The 19,431-nt window shown below is 33.0% G+C and carries 17 protein-coding genes; 6 read left to right on the top strand and 11 right to left on the bottom strand.

The window, feature by feature from the left end; all coding sequences use genetic code 11:
- The first annotated feature begins 202 nt into the window (after nt 1–202).
- The 3 genes from ABW636_RS01465 to ABW636_RS01475 all read left to right on the top strand — a co-directional run bounded on the left by ABW636_RS01465 (nt 203) and on the right by ABW636_RS01475 (nt 4,484).
- A complete protein-coding gene (locus tag ABW636_RS01465) occupies nt 203–739 on the top strand; it encodes an RNA polymerase sigma factor (protein WP_367588174.1) in 537 nt (178 codons plus the stop codon).
- Between the two features lie 111 nt (nt 740–850).
- Nucleotides 851–1,753, top strand: a complete 903-nt coding sequence (locus tag ABW636_RS01470) for a FecR family protein (RefSeq protein ID WP_367588175.1) — start codon at nt 851–853, stop codon at nt 1,751–1,753.
- Between the two features lie 193 nt (nt 1,754–1,946).
- On the top strand, nt 1,947–4,484 hold the full coding sequence (locus tag ABW636_RS01475) for a TonB-dependent receptor plug domain-containing protein (protein ID WP_367588176.1): 2,538 nt from the start codon (nt 1,947–1,949) through the stop codon (nt 4,482–4,484).
- A gap of 10 nt (nt 4,485–4,494) precedes the next feature.
- Here the strand turns inward: ABW636_RS01475 and ABW636_RS01480 are convergent, their stop codons facing one another.
- The 9 genes from ABW636_RS01480 to ABW636_RS01520 form a co-directional block, all read right to left on the bottom strand.
- Complete coding sequence (locus ABW636_RS01480; RefSeq protein WP_367588177.1) at nt 4,495–4,776, bottom strand: DUF427 domain-containing protein; 282 nt, start codon at nt 4,774–4,776, stop codon at nt 4,495–4,497.
- A gap of 17 nt (nt 4,777–4,793) precedes the next feature.
- Complete coding sequence (locus ABW636_RS01485) at nt 4,794–5,771, bottom strand: L-histidine N(alpha)-methyltransferase (protein WP_367588178.1); 978 nt, start codon at nt 5,769–5,771, stop codon at nt 4,794–4,796.
- Nucleotides 5,772–5,789: 18 nt separating this feature from the next.
- The gene (gene egtB / locus ABW636_RS01490) at nt 5,790–6,959 is read right to left on the bottom strand and encodes an ergothioneine biosynthesis protein EgtB (protein WP_367588179.1); all 1,170 of its coding nucleotides are present in this window, start codon (nt 6,957–6,959) and stop codon (nt 5,790–5,792) included.
- A gap of 109 nt (nt 6,960–7,068) precedes the next feature.
- Nucleotides 7,069–7,494, bottom strand: coding sequence for an energy transducer TonB (locus ABW636_RS01495; RefSeq protein ID WP_367588180.1), 426 nt, complete (start codon nt 7,492–7,494; stop codon nt 7,069–7,071).
- A gap of 23 nt (nt 7,495–7,517) precedes the next feature.
- Nucleotides 7,518–8,342 carry a thymidylate synthase gene (locus ABW636_RS01500; RefSeq protein ID WP_367588181.1) on the bottom strand — a complete coding sequence of 275 codons (825 nt, stop codon included), beginning with the start codon at nt 8,340–8,342 and terminating at the stop codon, nt 7,518–7,520.
- A gap of 126 nt (nt 8,343–8,468) precedes the next feature.
- The gene (locus ABW636_RS01505) at nt 8,469–10,169 is read right to left on the bottom strand and encodes a NupC/NupG family nucleoside CNT transporter (protein ID WP_367588182.1); all 1,701 of its coding nucleotides are present in this window, start codon (nt 10,167–10,169) and stop codon (nt 8,469–8,471) included.
- A 52-nt stretch (nt 10,170–10,221) separates the two neighbouring features.
- Nucleotides 10,222–10,836 (bottom strand): bifunctional nuclease family protein, encoded by a 615-nt coding sequence (locus tag ABW636_RS01510; RefSeq protein ID WP_367588183.1) that lies wholly within the window; start codon nt 10,834–10,836, stop codon nt 10,222–10,224.
- A gap of 99 nt (nt 10,837–10,935) precedes the next feature.
- Entirely contained in the window at nt 10,936–11,904 is a 969-nt protein-coding gene (locus tag ABW636_RS01515) for an electron transfer flavoprotein subunit alpha/FixB family protein (RefSeq protein ID WP_367588184.1), read from the bottom strand.
- 62 nt (nt 11,905–11,966) lie between these two features.
- On the bottom strand, nt 11,967–12,713 hold the full coding sequence (locus ABW636_RS01520) for an electron transfer flavoprotein subunit beta/FixA family protein (RefSeq protein ID WP_367588185.1): 747 nt from the start codon (nt 12,711–12,713) through the stop codon (nt 11,967–11,969).
- 263 nt (nt 12,714–12,976) lie between these two features.
- On the opposite strand from ABW636_RS01520, the gene ABW636_RS01525 reads away from it, so the two are divergent.
- The 3 genes from ABW636_RS01525 to ABW636_RS01535 all read left to right on the top strand — a co-directional run bounded on the left by ABW636_RS01525 (nt 12,977) and on the right by ABW636_RS01535 (nt 17,412).
- Nucleotides 12,977–13,954 (top strand): pyruvate dehydrogenase complex E1 component subunit beta, encoded by a 978-nt coding sequence (locus ABW636_RS01525; RefSeq protein WP_367588186.1) that lies wholly within the window; start codon nt 12,977–12,979, stop codon nt 13,952–13,954.
- Nucleotides 13,955–14,217: 263 nt separating this feature from the next.
- Nucleotides 14,218–16,716, top strand: coding sequence for a DUF5686 and carboxypeptidase-like regulatory domain-containing protein (locus ABW636_RS01530; protein WP_367588187.1), 2,499 nt, complete (start codon nt 14,218–14,220; stop codon nt 16,714–16,716).
- A gap of 165 nt (nt 16,717–16,881) precedes the next feature.
- Complete coding sequence (locus ABW636_RS01535; RefSeq protein ID WP_367588188.1) at nt 16,882–17,412, top strand: inorganic diphosphatase; 531 nt, start codon at nt 16,882–16,884, stop codon at nt 17,410–17,412.
- A gap of 216 nt (nt 17,413–17,628) precedes the next feature.
- Here ABW636_RS01535 and ABW636_RS01540 read toward each other — a convergent pair whose 3' ends face one another.
- Nucleotides 17,629–17,919 carry a Dabb family protein gene (locus ABW636_RS01540; RefSeq protein ID WP_367588189.1) on the bottom strand — a complete coding sequence of 97 codons (291 nt, stop codon included), beginning with the start codon at nt 17,917–17,919 and terminating at the stop codon, nt 17,629–17,631.
- Nucleotides 17,920–17,923: 4 nt separating this feature from the next.
- A complete protein-coding gene (locus tag ABW636_RS01545) occupies nt 17,924–18,985 on the bottom strand; it encodes a type III polyketide synthase (protein ID WP_367588190.1) in 1,062 nt (353 codons plus the stop codon).
- Nucleotides 18,986–19,431 lie beyond the last annotated feature (446 nt).

The following is a 19,431-nucleotide window of genomic DNA, read 5'->3' on the forward strand; positions in this document are numbered from 1 at the left end:
ATTGAGGAACAAATCGTATCATTTTTGACACACACAAATTTATTTTATTTTATGCTTCGTGTTAATTTAACATAATACATGTAGTCAGTTAATTATTTATCATCAATGCCTCTGCTACTTTTCTAGAAGTAGTGGAGGTATGTTTATTACTAGTTAAAGCAGTATTGTTTAATAAAATATAATCTAAAAAAAGCTTAATAAATTGTATAAACATAGTGTATCATCCCCCGCAAAAGAGACATCTGTCTGTGAAGATCGTGTTTTCGAATCTATTTTTCATGAACATTCTGATGATATTCGTAATTATATTTTTTATAAATGCGGAGATCAACAACTGGCAGAAGATATTGTTCAAGAAGCTTTTTTAACACTATGGGATCAATGTAAAAAAGTATCATTTTACAAAGTTAAATTCTTTTTATACCGTGTTTCAAAAAATATTTTTTTAAACAATGTTAAGCACAATAAAGTTATCTTAGATCACACAAAATATTTTGTGCAACCCGAAATAACAAATCAAAGTCCAGAATTTCTTGTTGAGGAGAAAGAGTTTATGATTAAACTTCAAAAGGCAATACTAAAATTATCAAGTAAACAAAGAGAAGTCTTTTTATTAAATAGAATTGATAACAAAAAGTATAGTGAAATAGCCGCTATTGTAGGTATATCGGTTAAAGCTGTTGAAAAACGAATGCATCATGCCCTGGTGATATTACGAAAAGAAATTGGAAATGTATAAAGACCATTTATTCTAAACACATGAAATAAGCCATAACAATCGGGATGACACCCACCAAAATGATTACATGGCGATTCCATCTGACCATTAAAAAACAATAAATACAAACAGATGAAAGAACATTTTAAAAATACATTCTTGGGGCGGTGGATAAATAATGATTTATCTAAAGAAGAAGAACTGAGCTTTAGAGAGTCTCCAGAATATGAAACGTTAAAAAAAATTGCAGAGGTATCTCAAAAACTAAAAATCCCAAACTATGAAAAGACCAAGGTCTTCTCTAACCTACAAAACAAAAAAAACACAAGAACAAAAATAAGATCTATTCGGTCCCATTGGATATATAAAGTTGCGGCCATAGCAATTATCTTATTCGGAGTTTTTCATATATTAAAACCATCTCAAACCGAATTTACCACCAAAATAGGAGAGCAATTAACTTTTGTTTTACCTGATAGCACTAAAGTAACTTTAAATTCGAATTCTTCTTTGATATTTTCTACCAATAATTGGGAGAAAAACAAAGTAGTAACACTAGATGGAGAAGCTTTTTTCAGCGTAACGCATGGAGCACTTTTTAGCGTTAATACTAATACCGCTACTATTGAAGTACTAGGAACTCAATTTAATGTGACGTCACATGGCACTTATTTTGAAACACAATGCTACCAAGGAAAAGTAAAAGTTACAGCTAGTAAAGCAAGAGATATCATATTGTCTAAAGGAAATGCTTATCGAATGGAAGGAGCTGTTGATAATCAATTGGATATAGTTGATAAAAACCCATCTTGGTTAACTGGCGAAAGTACTTTTAAGAATGTGCCTTTAGAATATGTTCTTTCTGCTCTAAAAAATCAATTCGGAATTACGCTTACCTATCAAAAAGAAAATTATAAAACAGCCCGTTTTACCGGAAGCTTTATACACAACGATTTAGACACTTCTCTACAGATGGTTTTCTCTGCAATGGAAATCGACTACATAAAACAAGGAAATACAATCATTCTCAAATAACAAAAAAACACTGGTAGAAAGTATCATTTTTACTAATAAAGACGTTAACATCATATAAAGACACTTATATACAACACGTTATAACGGTAGAACGAATTTTATTTTCAAAAATCAGTACGAATTGATTTCAAAACATCTAACAAAACTCAACAGCTTAAAAAGGATTTTCTTTTTCTTTTTGATTTCTGGTTATATGGCTGCACAAGAGAAAGAAACTATTTCTTTCACAAACAAACCGTTAGATGAAATTTTATTTGAGTTAGAAACACTATTTAACATCAAATTTTCTTACAATGCAAAACTGGTTAAAGGAAAGATAATAAGTATCCCCAAAACAAAATTATCACTTACCACTCTGCTAAATGAAATTAAAAAGCAAACTTCTATTGTATATACAAAAACAAACGATCGGCATTATGTGATCACAAGTCAAAAAAACCTTTCGGGATCGATCTGCGGTTATATTTACAATGCAAAAGATATGACCCCAATAGCAGATGCAGATGTCATTAACAAAAAAACACATGAGATTACTGCATCGCATGATTCTGGTTTTTTTGAAATTCAATACACATCGGCCAACGATAAAATTGAAATTCAGTTATTAGGATATCAAAAAAAAAGAATACATATTGCTAAATTTATTGCAAATTCTGATTGTCTTAAAATATCTCTTAAAGAAAGTTTTATTGCCTTAAAGAAAGTAATTATTACCGATTATCTTGCCAACGGGGTTTCAAAAGACAAAGATGGTTCTATTAATGCTTTACCAAGTAAATTACAAATTTTACCAGGTCTTATCGAGCCTGATATCTTACAGAGTTTACAATTAATTCCCGGAATACAAACAACAGACGAAAGCTCTACTGCCCTGAATATTAGAAGAGGAACTCCCGATCAAAATCTTATTCTCTGGGACGGTATCAAAATGTACCACTATGGACATTTTTTTGGTATGCTTTCTTCATTTAACCCCTACATAACAAATGATGTTAAGCTATTTAAAAGTGGAATGAGTGCAAAATATGGCAATGCTATTTCTGGAGTGGTAGATATCAGTTCTGATACAAAAATCCCTGTCAAAACCTCTGGAGGCGGCGGTTTTAATATGATCTATGGCGATTTTTACATCAAAACTCCTATTAATCCCAAAAGTGCCATAATTGCGTCTGCCCGGCGATCTTATACAGATATTGTAGAGACCATAACTTTTGACCGATTCTCTGAACATATTTTTCAAAACACAAAAATCAAAGGTGCTAATCAAACATTTAATGAGCGTCTATCCAAAACCAATAACACTTATTACTTTACAGATTTTACAGCCAAGTCTATTTATAAACCTAAAGAAAATGACTTATTTTCAATCAGTACCACTTATTCTAAAAACAAGTTGCTTTTTGTTTCTCAATTCGATCAGATTGATCAAAATACTTCTGACAAATTAAATATTGAAAACAAAGGTGTTAGTTTAAACTGGAAAAAGCAATGGACTCCCAAACTATCCCATTCATTTAAAACCTTCTACTCAAACTATAATTTTGATTATTTGGGAGAAGAACTACTTTCTGTTATTTTTGACTATCAAGTGATCAAAAAGAATAGTATTAAAGAATTTGGGGCATTGTTTCTGCTTGATCATTCACTTGATAGTCGCCAATCTTTTACTACAGGTTATGAACTCTCTAACATCGATCTCTCCTATGCGTTAGGGAATACTTCTGATGTTATTTTTGAAAACAATTTTGTATTACAATCAAATGCATCAAAAAACACAAGTCATTCTTTATTTGGCACCTATCGATATGATCAAAAAAAATGGGCATTAAATGGTGGCTGTAGAGTAAATTATTTTTCTAACGTGAACCGATTTGTTTTTGAACCTAGACTTATGGCAAAAGTAACCCTATCTCCATCGGTTAATATAAAGCTTACCGCCCACCAATTATATCAAAACATAAGTCAGATTATCGAATTCGAAACTCAAAATTTAGGGCTTGAAAATCAAATATGGGTATTGGCCAATAATGATGTGGTTCCATTACTAAAAAGTCATCAAATTGATATGGGATTAACTTATACAAAAAACAATTGGTACTTTGACATAGAAGGTTATTACAAAAAAATAAGCGGAATAACTTCTGTTACCAAAGGATTTAATCAAGAAGTAGGTGGTTACTCTATGGGAGAAACCAATACCTATGGCATCGATATATTATTAAAAAAGAAAATCCAGCATTATTCTAACTGGATAAGTTACTCTTTGTCTACTACGCAATCATCTTTTGATAATCTCAATAACGGTAGATCTTTTCCTGGTAATTTTGATATCAGGCATTATCTTTCTTGGGTTCAAACATTCAGCTTAGAAGACTTCGAATTCTCATTAGGGTGGAAATACAGAACCTCTATTCCTTATACACCCGCCTATGGTGTACTTGGAAATACTGCAGAAAATCTCAAAATCGACTATGGAGAAATTAATAGCAACCGTTTAAAGGATTATCATCGAATGGACTTTTCTGCTACTTATAAATTTGATCTAATTCATGATAAAAACATTAAAGGAAAAATAGGCTTTTCGCTTTTAAACATCTATGATAAAAAGAATACCTTAAATCGATCCTACCGAATTTTTGTAGATACCAGTATTCCTCAATACGAACTTAAAGAAATCGATAAATACTCTTTGGGTATTACACCCAACATGGTTTTTAGAATAGATTTTTAATTGCAACTATTTATTCGGTCACCTCAACCCCTTTCCAAAAAGCGATATATCCTTTGATTTGTTTAGCTAAATCACTTGTAGTAGGATAATACCAGGCCGCATCTTGATTTTCTTTACCATTCACAGAAATTGTATAATAAGAAGCTACTCCTTTCCAAGGACATTTTGTATGAGTATCACTAGACACAAAAAATTCTTTTTTTATTGCTTCAGGGGGAAAATAATGATTATTCTCTATGATTTTTGTTTCATTACTCTCTGCTATTACCTCTCCGTTCCAAATTGCTTTCATCTTTTAGAATATATTGTTTATAATTTATTTTTAGCGATTACATAATCTTTAAACTGATTGTTAGCATCAGAAAAAGATGTTATCATTTGCAAACCGGATTCTTTTGTTAACCACTCTACCGTATCATCATCATATTTTTGCGAAATCTCTGTATGAATACTCTCCCAGGCTTCAAAATGAACCTGTAATGCTAATTCATTAATATCTACCGTCTGTCTTTCTACACTTATCAAATAACTTTTGGCGGTTCCCGTTTCTGGGTCATATGTTTCCCAATGCATAAACTTATTAAGGTCAAAATTGGCATCCAGCTCTTTATTAATTCTCGTAAGCACATTCTTGTTAAAAGCTGCAGTTACACCAGATTGGTCGTTATATGCATCTAAAACTTTCTGAGGGTGTTTTTTTTGGTCAAAGCCAACAAAAAGAAGATCATCCAAATGCATTGACTCAAACAATTTTTTCAAAAAATGAATGGCTTTGGGATGTAATAAGTTACCTATATTAGACCCCAGAAACATGATTACTTTCTTTCTATCACTCATCTCTTTTAAACGATCCAAAACCTCAAAATACTCTCCTATTTGCCCTTCTACATTTACTCTGGGCATTTCTTCTTTTAAGTTTTGTTCTAACCCAAAAACTGCGTTCTGACTAATATCTACAGGAATATACTTAAAATCTATTTTTTGGTCTACTAATTCTTTTAAAAGTATTTTTGTTTTCTTACCATCTCCTGCTCCCAATTCTATTAAATCAAACCCTTCTCCATTTACATTAAAACTTTTTACAATGTCTGATTTATGAATCTTAAAAATTTCATATTCTGCCCTAGTTAAATAATATTCTGGTAACGCCATGATCTCTTGAAAAAGAGCATCTCCTATTTCATCATAAAAAAACTTAGAGGACAAATATTTTGGAAAAGCAGTAAGTCCTTCATGTACTTCTTTTTCGAAAAGCGTACTTATCTTTTTTTGTTCTTTACAACTCATTAAATTAAAAATGTATTATTAAATATCTTTAGCCAATCGTATCCCTGTAAATTGCCATCGTAGTTGTGGATGAAAAAAATTACGATAGGTTGGTCGTATGTGATTAAGTGGAGTTGCTATGGACCCTCCTCTTAGTACTTTTTGATTTACCATAAATTTTCCGTTGTATTCTCCTAACGCTCCATCTGCTTTCTTATATCCTGGATAAGGTACATACGAGCTCTCTGTCCATTCCCAACGTATTCCCCAATCAAAGTTATGATGAGCTACTTCCCACTCGAACTCTGTTGGTAAACGTTCTCCTTTCCATTGCGCATATGCATATGCTTCGTAATAAGAGATATGTGTTATTGGAGCCGAAAGGTCTATTTCTTTTAACCCTTGTAATGTATAATGGTAGTACTTTTCATCTATCACATGCCAATACAATGGGGATGCAATATTATTTTTATTAATCCAGTCCCATGCTTCAGAATGCCAAAGAAGCGTATTCTTATATCCACTATCCTTTATAAAAGATAAGTATTCTTCATTGGTAACAAGATCATTTGCTATTTCATATTCTCGAAGATACACTTGATGTCTTCCTAGTTCATTATCATAACAAAACCCATCTCCTTCATGCCCTATTTGATATACCCCTTCTTCTACCCTGGTATATCCAGATATATTATCTGTTGTAGGGTCTTCTGTAAAAGTATCGTTGTATTTGGGTAACAAAGGGTTATTCCCTAAAATGAACTTTATATCCGTCAGAAGCAATTCCTGATGTTGTTTTTCGTGATGAATCCCTATTTCTAATAAATCAAATACTTTTGAGGTGTGATACCCTCCTTCAAATAATTCCTGGATATGAGCGGTCACATAATCTCTATATTCATATACCTCTCTAACGGTTGGTCTGGAAAGATTACCTCTATCGGTTCGTATTACACGCTCCCCTACGCTTTCATAGTAACTATTAAAAACGTATGCATAATCTGAGTTAAAACGTTTATAGTTTTCTAAATATTTTGATAAAATAAATTCTTCAAAAAACCAGGTTGTATGGCCTAAGTGCCATTTTGGTGGAGAAACATTTTCTGTAGGTTGAATTACATAATCTTCTATTTGTAACGGGGCACATATTTCTTCGGTATCTGAGCGAGTTTTTAGAAAAGAAGCCAGTAAACTTTCGGTAACTATCATAAAAAAAGTGTGCACGGCTTACGTACACACTCAAATTTACTAATTTTTATCTTTACAATTTCTTTAACATGGTTAACGAGGTGTTAAAGTTATACACAAATGTAACAATCTATTGGGGTGCTCTAAAAGTAATAGGCACTGTATAGGCAATTGCAATAGGCTTATTACCCCATTTACCAGGAATCATTTTTGGTAAAGATTTTATAATTCTAATCGCTTCTCTTTGTAGATAGCGATGTGCACCTGTTACCTCAAGCACTTCTACTTTTCCTTTTTTGGTAATTATAAATTCTACGGTAACCGTTCCTGCCAATTTATCCTCCATTGCTATTTCTGGATAGACAAAGTTCATGATAATATGATCTCTTAATTTTTGATCAAAACACTTCTCTGGTGATAGTCTAGAACGATCACATTTTGGCCAAATAGGCGTTATTCCTTTTTCGTTAGCATTTTCTTGTGACAAGATTATATTCTCCTGAGCGAAAGAAAATCCTGTAAATAGTATTGTTAATATAAGTAATGTTTTTTTCATAGTAGTTTGTTTAAAATTTGGGGTTAAACAGCAACCGTTCCCTTTATATGAGGGTGCGATTCATAACCTACTAACTTAAAACTATCAAAAACGAAGCCAAAAATATTTTTTACCTCTGGATCAAGTATCATTTTAGGCAATTTATGAGGCGTTCTTGATAACTGAAGCTCTAACTGTGGTATATGATTATTATACACATGAGCATCTCCAAAAGTATGTATAAAATCGCCTACCTGATATCCACAAACCTGTGCCATCATCATTGTAAATAATGCATAAGAAGCAATATTAAATGGTACCCCTAAGAAAATATCTGCGCTGCGTTGATATAATTGACATGAGAGTTTTCCATCTGCAACATAAAACTGAAAAAAAGCATGACAAGGTGGTAAGGCAGCCTTACCATTTGCAACATTTTCTGAAAAAGATTTTGATGTATCAGGTAACACACTTGGGTTCCATGCAGATACCAACATACGTCTGCTATTGGGATTCTTTTTAAGTGTATCGACTACTTCTTTTATCTGATCTATTTCATTACTATCCCAGTTTCTCCATTGATGCCCATAAACAGGTCCTAAATCACCATTTTCATCTGCCCATTCATTCCAAATTCTTACTCCGTTTTCCTGAAGATACCCTATATTCGTATCTCCTTTTAAAAACCAAAGTAATTCGTGGATTATAGATTTAAGATGAAGTTTTTTGGTGGTAACCATAGGAAAACCTTCACTTAGGTCAAAACGCATTTGATAACCAAAAACACTTTTGGTACCTGTACCTGTTCGATCGCCTTTTTCGTTCCCGTGCTCTAATACATGACGTACGAGATCAAGATATTGCTTCATTCCCTTTACTCCCTCCTCTAAATTGTTAAAATTATGATTATTGCATCCAAATATACAAAAAATAAGACATGAGAAACATTCTTATTTTTTGATTATTGTATAGTTTTTCAACAATTATTAATAATTTTATCCGATAATCATTCCGGCAATGGTAGCAGATAATAAAGAAGCTATAGTACCACCTATAAGTGCTTTAATTCCGAATTCTGAAAGTGTTTTTCTTTGACCTGGTGCCAAGGAACCAATACCTCCTATCTGGATCCCTATAGATGCAAAATTAGCAAATCCACAAAGCATATATGTAGCCATGATCACCGATTTATTGTAGGTTAAATGAATTGGGCTAGCCGGATTTTTTAAATCAGCTAACTGAATATATCCAACAAATTCGCTAGCAGCAAGTTTTATTCCTAACAATTGTCCCATGAGCATCATATCTTCTTGAGCAATACCAATTAGCCACATTAAGGGAGCAAATAAGGTTCCTAAAATAGCTTCTAAAGAAAACTTATCATAAGGAGTATAGCTTGCCAGAAATAAATCCAACCCCGTTACCTCTCCTAACTTTCCAAATCCATAATTAATCATTGCTATAAACGCAATAAACACCAACAACATTGCTCCAACATTTGCTGCAAGTTTAAGACCTTCTGTTGTTCCGTTGGCAATAGCATCCAAAATATTAGAACCTATTTTATCTGAAGAGACTTTTACATTTACGTCAACAGCCTCTTGCTGTGGATATAATAATTTAGAAATTACGATCGCACCTGGCGCAGCCATAACCGAGGCAGCTAATAAATGTTTTGCAAATTCTAAACGCAACACAGGATCTTCGCCTCCTAAAAAACTAATATAAGCGGCCAATACACCTCCTGCTACTGTAGCCATTCCTCCTATCATCACCAATAAAATTTCTGACCGTGTCATTCGCTCCAAATATGCTTTGATCATTAATGGCGCTTCTGTTTGTCCCAAAAAGATATTCCCCGCTACGCTTAAACTTTCTGCCCCAGAGATTCCCATTAATTTTGTTAACACCCATGCCATTCCTCTTACTACAAATTGAATTACTCCCAAGTAAAACAATACTGAGGTTAGTGCAGAAAAGAATATAATGGTGGGTAGTACCTGAAACAAAAAGATAAAACCAAAACTCTCAACATTCATAATATCCCCTAGTAAGAATTCACTACCGGCTCTGGTAAAATCTAATATTTTCACAAATAACTTACCTACAAATTCAAAAGTTTTTTGAACAATATTTATTTTTAATACACCGACAGCTAAGAGTAATTGAGCAGCAAGTCCAATCCCAACCGTTCTCCAATTAATCGCCTTTCGATTACTACTAAATAAATATGCAATAATCAGCAAGACCAACATCCCTAATACCCCTCTATAAAAGCTTTTGAAAGAAAACCCCTGATTAGGTATTAATTGATTAACTTCTGCTATCGCTGTACCTTCTTTCTCCTCTTGCGCTGTAGTTAATTGATACAACATTCCTTTTTTGGATACCACCAAAACAGAATCGCTTAATGTCTCAATCTTATATCGTATTAAGGAGTCTTGTGCAGTTTCAGGGAATAGTAAGAGAATTTTATTTTGTTGCAAATAATCTCCATGAAGTTTTTGGGAAGCATTATTAAATGAATACGAAAATTGCCCCTGATCAAGTAGAAGGTGATCTCCTTTTTTGGGAGTAAAGACCTCTTCTGAAACACCGCTAACTTCTTCTAACACCCATTTTTTTTCTATGGATTGCGCTTGCAATGTAATAATGGATAGTAGTAAAAACAGGAAAACTACTATTTTTTTCTTCATAAATCTGAAATTATTCTAAATGAATTGAATTAATCATTCTTTTTTAGATCTATTAGTCTCTCTTAGAAATCTCATCTCGAATTCTAGCGGCTAATTCATAGTCTTCATTGTTAACTGCTTGATCAAGCATTCGGTTAAGTTCATCCAAAGATAAATCTGTATAACTGGTTTCCTTTCCTACCATTTCTACATCTGGAACCATTTCGTCAACAAGAAACTCTTCTTGTTCTGTTTCATCATCTTTCTTTGGATTTACTTTAAGGTATATACCTGCCTGATCCAAAATGTTCTTATATGTAAATATTGGAGCCTGAAAACGAAGTGCCAATGCAATTGCATCGCTAGTTCTTGCGTCTATTATTTCTTCTATATTATCTCGCTCACATATAACGCTTGAATAAAACACACCATCCACCAATTTATGGATAATCACTTGTTTCACAACAATATCGAACCTGTCTGCAAAATTTTTAAAAAGATCATGTGTAAGAGGCCTGGGCGGTTTTATCTCTTTTTCTAAAGCAATAGCTATAGATTGCGCTTCAAAGGCACCAATAACAATTGGCAACTTTCTTTCTCCATCGACCTCACTTAAAATTAATGCGTATGCACCATTTTGGGTTTGACTATATGAAATTCCTTTAATGTTCAGTCGAACTAAGCTCATAGTACTCTCATCATATTATTCACAATAAAAAGGGCTGTTTGAACAAGTGGACTTTTACTATAGTTCAAACAGCCCTCAATTGGGCACAATTTATGAAAATTATGCGTTATTCGACTTAAATTCCTTTAATTTTTCAATAAGTTTCGGCACAACTTCGAATGCATCACCCACTATACCGTAGTCTGCGGCTTTAAAAAAAGGTGCTTCAGGGTCATTATTAATAACCACTTTTACCTTACTGGCATTAATCCCAGCTAAATGCTGAATTGCTCCAGAGACTCCAATAGCTATATATAAATTAGACGCTACGGGTTTCCCTGTTTGCCCAACATGTTCTGCATGTGGTCTCCATCCCATATCACTTACTGGCTTAGAGCAAGCTGTTGCAGCACCAAGAACATCTGCTAATTCTTCTATCAGCCCCCAGTTTTCTGGTCCTTTTAATCCTCGTCCTCCAGACACTACAATTTCTGCATCTGCTATAGAAACTTTGTCGGTTGCTTTATCAACAGATTCGATCTGTACTCCAAAATCTTCGTCAGATAATGAAGGAGTAAATCCTTCTGATGAAACCGTAACCGAATTCTCTTTTAATCCATATGCATTGTTAGACAATCCTATCAACTTAACATCGCTAGAAATCTCTGTGCTATTAAAAGCTTTATTCGTAAATGCGGTACGCTTCACCTTAATAGGTGATGTGCTTTCTGGCAATGCAACTACATTAGACACATAACCTGCAGTAAGATATACCGACAATAACGGAGCTATAAACTTACTATCTGCGCTAGAGCTTATAATAACCACCTTTGCTCCTTCTTGCTGTACTGCTTGTTGAATTACAGAAGCGTATGCCTTGGCATTAAATGCTGTTAGTTTATCCTCTTTAACCTCTAATACTTTTTCTACCCCATATAAACCCAACTCATCACTAGCGCCTCCATTAATACTTATTGCAGTAACCGATGTTCCTAACAAATCTGCAACTCCTTTTGCATAAGAAGCTACTTCTAAAGCCCCTTTTTTAAACACTCCGTTTTCACTTTCTGTATATACTAATACTGACATATATTTTATATTTTAAATACCATAAGAACTATGATATATTATAGTTTTAATTAAGGCTTCTCTTAAATCACTTTTGCTTCATTGTGCAATAATGAGATCAATTGATCTACATTTTCAGAATCTACTAATGTTACCGCTCCTTTAGGTTCTGGTTTCTGAAAATGTACGGTCTTCGTTTCTTGACTAGCATCAATAGGGTCAACTACTGTAAGTGGTTTTTTACGAGCCATCATAATCCCTCTCATATTAGGAATTCGTAAGTCACTTTCTGCAACTAATCCTTTTTGTCCACCAATAATAAGAGGTAACTTGGCTTTAGAAGTTTCTTTTCCTCCATCAATCTCCCTGGTAGCAGTAGCAGTATCTCCTTCGACTTCTAGTCCAATACAAGTATTTACAAAATTTGCCCCTGTTAATGCAGCAAGCATTCCTGGTACCATTCCTCCATTATAATCGATCGATTCTCTTCCTGCTATTACAAGATCATACCCTCCATCTTTAACTACTTTTGCCAATTGATTTGCCACAAAAAAGCCATCTGTGGCTTCTGCATTTACTCGAATTGCATTGTCAGCACCAATTGCCAATGCTTTTCGAAGTGTTGGTTCTGTTTCTGCTCCTCCTACATTTACCACATCTACAGACGCTCCTTGCTTTTCTTTAAACCACATGGCTCGTGTCAACCCAAATTCATCATTTGGATTAATCACGAACTGTACGCCATTGGTGTCAAATTTAGTATCTCCATCAGTAAAATTAATCTTTGAAGTCGTGTCTGGCACATGGCTAATACAAACTAATATCTTCATTTTATATAGGTGTTTTTTTTAGAATTCAACAATAAAGGCGAAGGTACAAATAAAATGTCTAATTTACTATGCATGCATAATAAAAAAATTAATTTTCGAAGTCTAGAAAAAGGTTTTAATTGCTACTTTTGCCAACGTCGTATCAAAATTACTATTTATAAATAGGTAACAATATTAAAATAGGTACAAAATTATTTTTTTGCCTTTTATTTCGACCAATTAAATAGGTATTACGACCACAGAATAACATTAAAGATATACATATGAAAACGATACAGTTCAGAGAAGCAATTTGCGAGGCAATGAGTGAAGAAATGCGCCGAGACGAATCCATTTACCTAATGGGTGAAGAAGTTGCCGAATACAATGGTGCATATAAGGCTAGTAAAGGCATGTTGGATGAGTTTGGCCCCGATCGTGTTCTTGATACTCCCATCTCTGAATTAGGTTTTGCCGGTATCGGTGTAGGAAGTGCCATGAATGGCAATCGTCCTATCATAGAGTTTATGACTTTTAATTTCTCTCTAGTAGGAATTGATCAAATTATAAATAACGCTGCCAAAATGAGACAAATGAGTGGTGGTCAATTTAATATTCCAATTGTATTTAGAGGCCCCACAGCTTCTGCAGGACAGTTAGGAGCTACACACTCTCAGGCATTCGAAAACTGGTTTGCCAATACACCTGGATTAAAGGTGGTTGTTCCATCAAACCCAAAAGACGCCAAAGGATTATTAAAATCTGCTATTAGAGATAATGATCCTGTAATCTTTATGGAAAGTGAGCAAATGTATGGAGATAAAGGAGAGGTTCCAGAAGGCGAGTATACAATTCCGTTAGGAGTTGCTGATATAAAGAGAGAAGGTAGTGATGTTACTATCGTTTCTTTTGGAAAAATCATTAAAGAAGCATCTAAAGCGGCAGATGAACTTGCAAAAGACAATATCTCATGTGAGATAATCGACTTAAGAACGGTTCGTCCTTTAGACCTAGATACCATATTTACTTCTGTAAAAAAAACCAATCGATTGGTAATACTAGAAGAAGCTTGGCCTCTTGCTAATATCGCGTCAGAAATTACGTATCAGGTACAGTCAACAATTTTTGATTATCTTGATGCACCTATTGTAAAAATAAACACAGCAGACACTCCTACACCATATTCCCCAGTATTACTAGAAGAATGGCTTCCGAACAGCAATGATGTGGTCAAGGCTGTTAAAAAAGTAATGTATAAATAAAATGAATTATTTTGTTTTTCGTTTCATACTCTCTAAAATTGAAGTATGAAACGAAAATAAAATTTCATTGAATTGTTTGTTATGAAAAAGCCCTAAGTACAGAAAACAAATAATGTATTGGTTTTCTTACAGGGTGTTTTTGTTTAATTTCAAATTAAGGCATGAAACTTGTGCATGATCGAAAGTCTCAATAGTATGCAATATGCAAATGTTAAGACTAAACAATGATGTTACTTACTAAGTATTAATTATAATATCTTTTGATGAAACACCAATTTTTAGGAATTTTTCTTACTATAATTAGCTGTACGTTCCTTCATTCACAGACCAAGGTTGGTGGACAAGTTTTTGACAACAACAAACAACCTGTTCCTTTTGCCAATATTGTATTTACTAATTCTACCATTGGTACTATCACCGATGAGAATGGTAGATTCTATATGGAATCTGACAACAACTATTCAAGTATTAAAGTTTCTTTTATTGGATTTCAGACAAAAACCATTGAGTTAACCAAAAAGGTTACCTATAAAATGGAAATTATTCTTGAAGAAGAAGCGGCATCCTTAGATGAAGTAGTTATTTACAAAGGAAAAACCTCGAAAAAGAATAATCCGGCAATAGACATCTTAAAAAAGATATGGAAAAATCGAAGAGAAAACGGTGTCAAAAAATTCAAACAATACACGTATGATAAATACGAAAAATTAGAATTTGATCTCAACACTATCGATAGTGCCCTAATAAATAAGAAAATATTTAATGGCATGGAGTTCATCTTTGATGATATTGACACATCCCGCATTACCGGAAAAACATATTTACCTATTTTTCTTAATGAAGCCTTATCAAAAGTATATGGAGATAATCTAATTAACGAATACAAAGAAGTCCTTAAAGGAAATAAAAATGCTGGTTTTAGCGACAATCAAACTTTAATAGCATTTGTCAAGGATTTATATTCTGATTATGATATTTATGAAAACTATCTGAAGTTTTTTGACAAAAGCTTTACCAGTCCATTATCAAGAACTGGAGTTGGTGTATACAACTATGTATTGACTGATAGTGCCTATATCGGCAATAAGTGGTGCTATAATATTATTTATTATCCCAGAAGAAAAAACGAATTAACTTTTAAAGGAGATTTTTGGGTAAATGATACGACCTGGGCTATTAAAGAAATCAACTTAGAGGTCACCAAAAGTGCCAATATCAACTGGATCAAAGACTTATACATAGAACAAGAGTTTGACGTATTAAACGATTCTATTTTCTTAATCACTAAAGATTATTTTCAATCAGATTTTTCTTTCAGTAAAAAAGAAAAGTCTCGGGGAGTATACGGAAAAAGAACCACTCTTTATGACAATTATAAGTTTGACATAAAAAAAGACAAAAAATTCTACCAATCACAAGTAGACCCTTATGATCAGGACATCTACAATAGAGAAGATTCTTTTTGGGCAAACGCCAGAATGGAAGAACTTAACAAGGATGAACAAAAAGTATATAAATTGCTAGATACCCTAAAAACGGTCAAAGCATTTAAAAGACTATATAATATTGGTACTATTTTAGCCTCTGGATATATAGAATTTAATGGTTTTGACTTTGGGCCTTTATTTTCTACTGTTGGATATAATGATATAGAAGGTTACAGGTTACGATTAGGAGGTAGAACTTATTTTACAGCCAATGACAGATGGAGAATTGAAGGGTACGGTGCCTACGGTTTTAAAGACAATAAGATCAAATATGGTATTTCTGGTAAATACCTTGCCGACAGAAAATCCAGGCTGATCATATCTGCAGGAAATCGAAGAGATGTAGAACAATTAGGAGCCAGTCTAACGAACACAAACAATGTAGAAGGCAGAAGCCTTGCCTCCTCTTCTATTATTGCTACAGGAGACAATAGTAGGTTAACCTCTATTAATCTATCTGCGCTCACCATGCAGTTAGAGCCCAAAAAAAATCTAACAATAGGAGTCACAGGTTCATACAGAACACTTAAACCTGCAGATCGTTCACTATTTAGTCTTGATTTTTTCGATCAGGAAACAGGAGAAGTAAGAAGCCAAATCAAGCAAACAGAAATAGCAACTTCTATTGCCTATTTCCCTGGTAGAAAAACCACCGGGTATGGGGTGGATAGAATTGTTGTTAACGACGGAGATTTTGCCACTATTTTTCTAAATTATAGCACTGGACTTAAAGATATTATAGAAAGTGATTTTGAATATGAAAAAGTACAGTTTTTGTATCAACAACCCTGGAATATTGGAGGTTTTGGCAGACTTAATAGTACGCTAGAAGTAGGAAAAACTTTTGGAGAAGTACCGTTGGGCTTACTAAGCGTTGTTCCCGGAAATCAAACTTATTTATCAATTCGTAACACTTTTCCATTACTTAATTTTTACGAATTTGTTACAGACACCTACACCACTTTACACTTAGAACACAACTTTAATGGGAGAATATTTTCAAGAATACCATTTCTTAGAAAATTAAACCTAAGAGAACTTGTTGGTTTAAGAGGAGTTTGGGGAGAACTTTCTGATGAAAACATAGCTTTAGATGCTTCTGGTTTTTTACAAACAGTAGCTGTTCCCAATGATGAAATTTACTGGGAATATAGCTTGGGAGTAGGTAACATTTTTAAAATATTTAGAATAGACTTTCATTTTAGGGGTAACTATTTTGATAACCCAGATGCTCGTAAATTTGGAGTGACGGGGTCTTTTGGATTTTACTTCTAAAACCTTTCTCTAGACCAATACAATAATAGATATTAAAGTATCTTACCTTTATTTATTACCTTAACATTAAAATTTATATAAAAACGCAATAAATTGTCTTTATAAATTTTAACTCCATCTTGTAATCCTTATATTTGCCGCCCATAAAAAGAAAACAAAATACTTATGAGCGCAGCTACTAAAGAAAGCTTTGACGTACTAATTGAAATACCAAAAGGGAGTAGAAATAAATACGAATACGATTTTGATATCAAAAAAATTCGATACGATCGCATGATTTTTTCATCGATGATGTATCCTGCAGATTATGGATTTATTCCTGAGACGCTAGCACTTGATGGAGATCCGTTAGATGTATTGGTATTGGTAACAGAACCAACATTTCCAGGTTGTGTTATCGAAGTAAAACCTATTGGTGTATTTCATATGGCCGATGAAAAAGGGCCCGATGAAAAAATCATTTGCGTCCCTGTTGCAGATCCTATAGCCAGTAGACTTGCAGATTTAAAAGAAATGAATCCACACCTAATCAAAGAAATCGAACATTTCTTTCAGGTATACAAAGATTTAGAAAAGAAAAAAGTTGATGTAGGTGGATGGGGAAATATCGACGAAGCTAAAGAAATCATCAAAGCTTGTGTTAAACGATTTGAAGAATTTGAAAACAAACCAGAAGGATTGTTTAGCATTGCTTAATTCTTTGCTGGTATTAAATTCTAAAATCATCAAAAATACAAAAGAGGTTGTTCAAAATTAAACAACCTCTTTTAAAATTATAATTGTTTCTATATGATTTACGTTAAGATTTAAATCAATTTATGACTACTGACTTTTAATATTGTACAAGTATTTTTCAATAGTTACTCCCTCTTCAAGAGATATTGTTTTGGGTTATTGAACACAATGCTAACACTACACCCCAAAATCTAATATATATTTATCTTGAATTTTACTTGAAGTATCTTCAATTACTTTTAAATGCTTGTGATTATTCATGTAATCATTTAAATCCTCTTTGGAATTAAATTCTGAATATAATAATACATCACCCTCAATATAACTTTTAAAGATATTACTTTTTTTAACAACTTTAAGTTTCAAAGAAAAAGGCAATTTTTTTAATATTTCAAGTTCAGAAATAAAATCCTCAATCGAGTTACTATCATTTTCAAACAATTTAAAAATCACGATGTGAACTATCATTTTTCTATTTTTTAATCCAAGTACCTCTATTAATTTCAGCGGTAAAGCCTGGGCCAAAAGCCGCCATAATTCCTTGATCACCATTTTTTCGATCTGAAGAATCAAACTCTTTATTAAGAACATCCAAAACCACTCCACTAGCGATATTTCCATGTTCCTTCAAACTATCCCTGCTTTTAGAAACGTTTTCCTCAACCAAATCCAAATTACTAACCAATTCATCCAAAATTTTCCTCCCACCTGTATGAAAAACATGAAAATCAAGAGCGTTTATTTTTTTATCATAATTATCACTTATAAAATCTTTCATTATAGGAGCTACATCTTTAATACTATTCATAACTTCTTTATCCAGACCAAAATGAAACCCAGTTGATTTCACATCATATTTTATATAATGATCTGTATTTTTCTTCAAATATGAATCAATTCCTTCAATCATATACCCTTCATCATCCTTAGATGGAGTCCCTTTTATAATACACCCTGAAACGGCATCACCAAACAAACAATCAGATATTAACGATGATATTTTTTCATCAGTTGGTTGAAACAGAAGAGAAGAAAACTCTACCGAGATCAATAAAGCATTATGATCTGGATAAGCTTTTAAATATTCATGAGCCCTATTTAAAGCCCAAGCACCAGCAGCACAACCCAATTGAACTACAGGAAGCTGTTTAGTATTGGATCTAAAGTTTAAATCACTTATTAAATATGATGTTAATGAAGGCATCAAAAAACCCGTACAAGAAACAACTATAAGCAAGTCGATATCTTTTGGTCTCATTTTATTAGCTTCTAATACTTTTTGAGTAACCTCAGATGCCATTCTTAGCCCCTGATCTTTATATATCTTATTTCTAAATTCTAAACCGGGATGAATAACAACCTGATTGATAGGCAAAAGTAAGTTTCTGTTATTCACTTGAGTATTACGAATCATTTTCTCGACGATATTCCATTTTGGGTGATACGGAAACAAATCTTTTAAAACTTCAATCATTTGATCCTGATTTATTCGATTTTCAGGAAAAATTACGGTAGGTTTTGTTACTAATGACATGTGTATATTTTTTAAGGGTTATAAACACATAAAGTAACATAGATATTAGTGATTTATTTTTAAAAAACAATAGCAATAATTTATGACCTGATAAAAAAAGAAAATAAATAAACTTTATAAATAATCGATAGCATTATAACTTTAACCTACCAAAACGACACAAGCATGGATCAAACAAATTGGATAGAAACTCTTGGTTATATAGCTTCCTTTTTTATTGCGCTTAGTATTACAATGAGTTCAATATTAAAACTTAGAATTATAAACTTTATCGGAGCATTACTTTTGGGAACGTACGGATTGTTAATCAACTCGATGCCAGTTGTACTGTTGAACTATTTTATTGCTTTAACAAATATTTATTTCATTTATATGATTCTTAGAAAAAGAATAAAGTAAAAAGATTCTTTTTATTAATTTACTAGGTAAATCATTACCCAAAAAAA

This window comes from Aquimarina discodermiae, assembly GCF_040786235.1.
Taxonomy (GTDB): domain Bacteria; phylum Bacteroidota; class Bacteroidia; order Flavobacteriales; family Flavobacteriaceae; genus Aquimarina.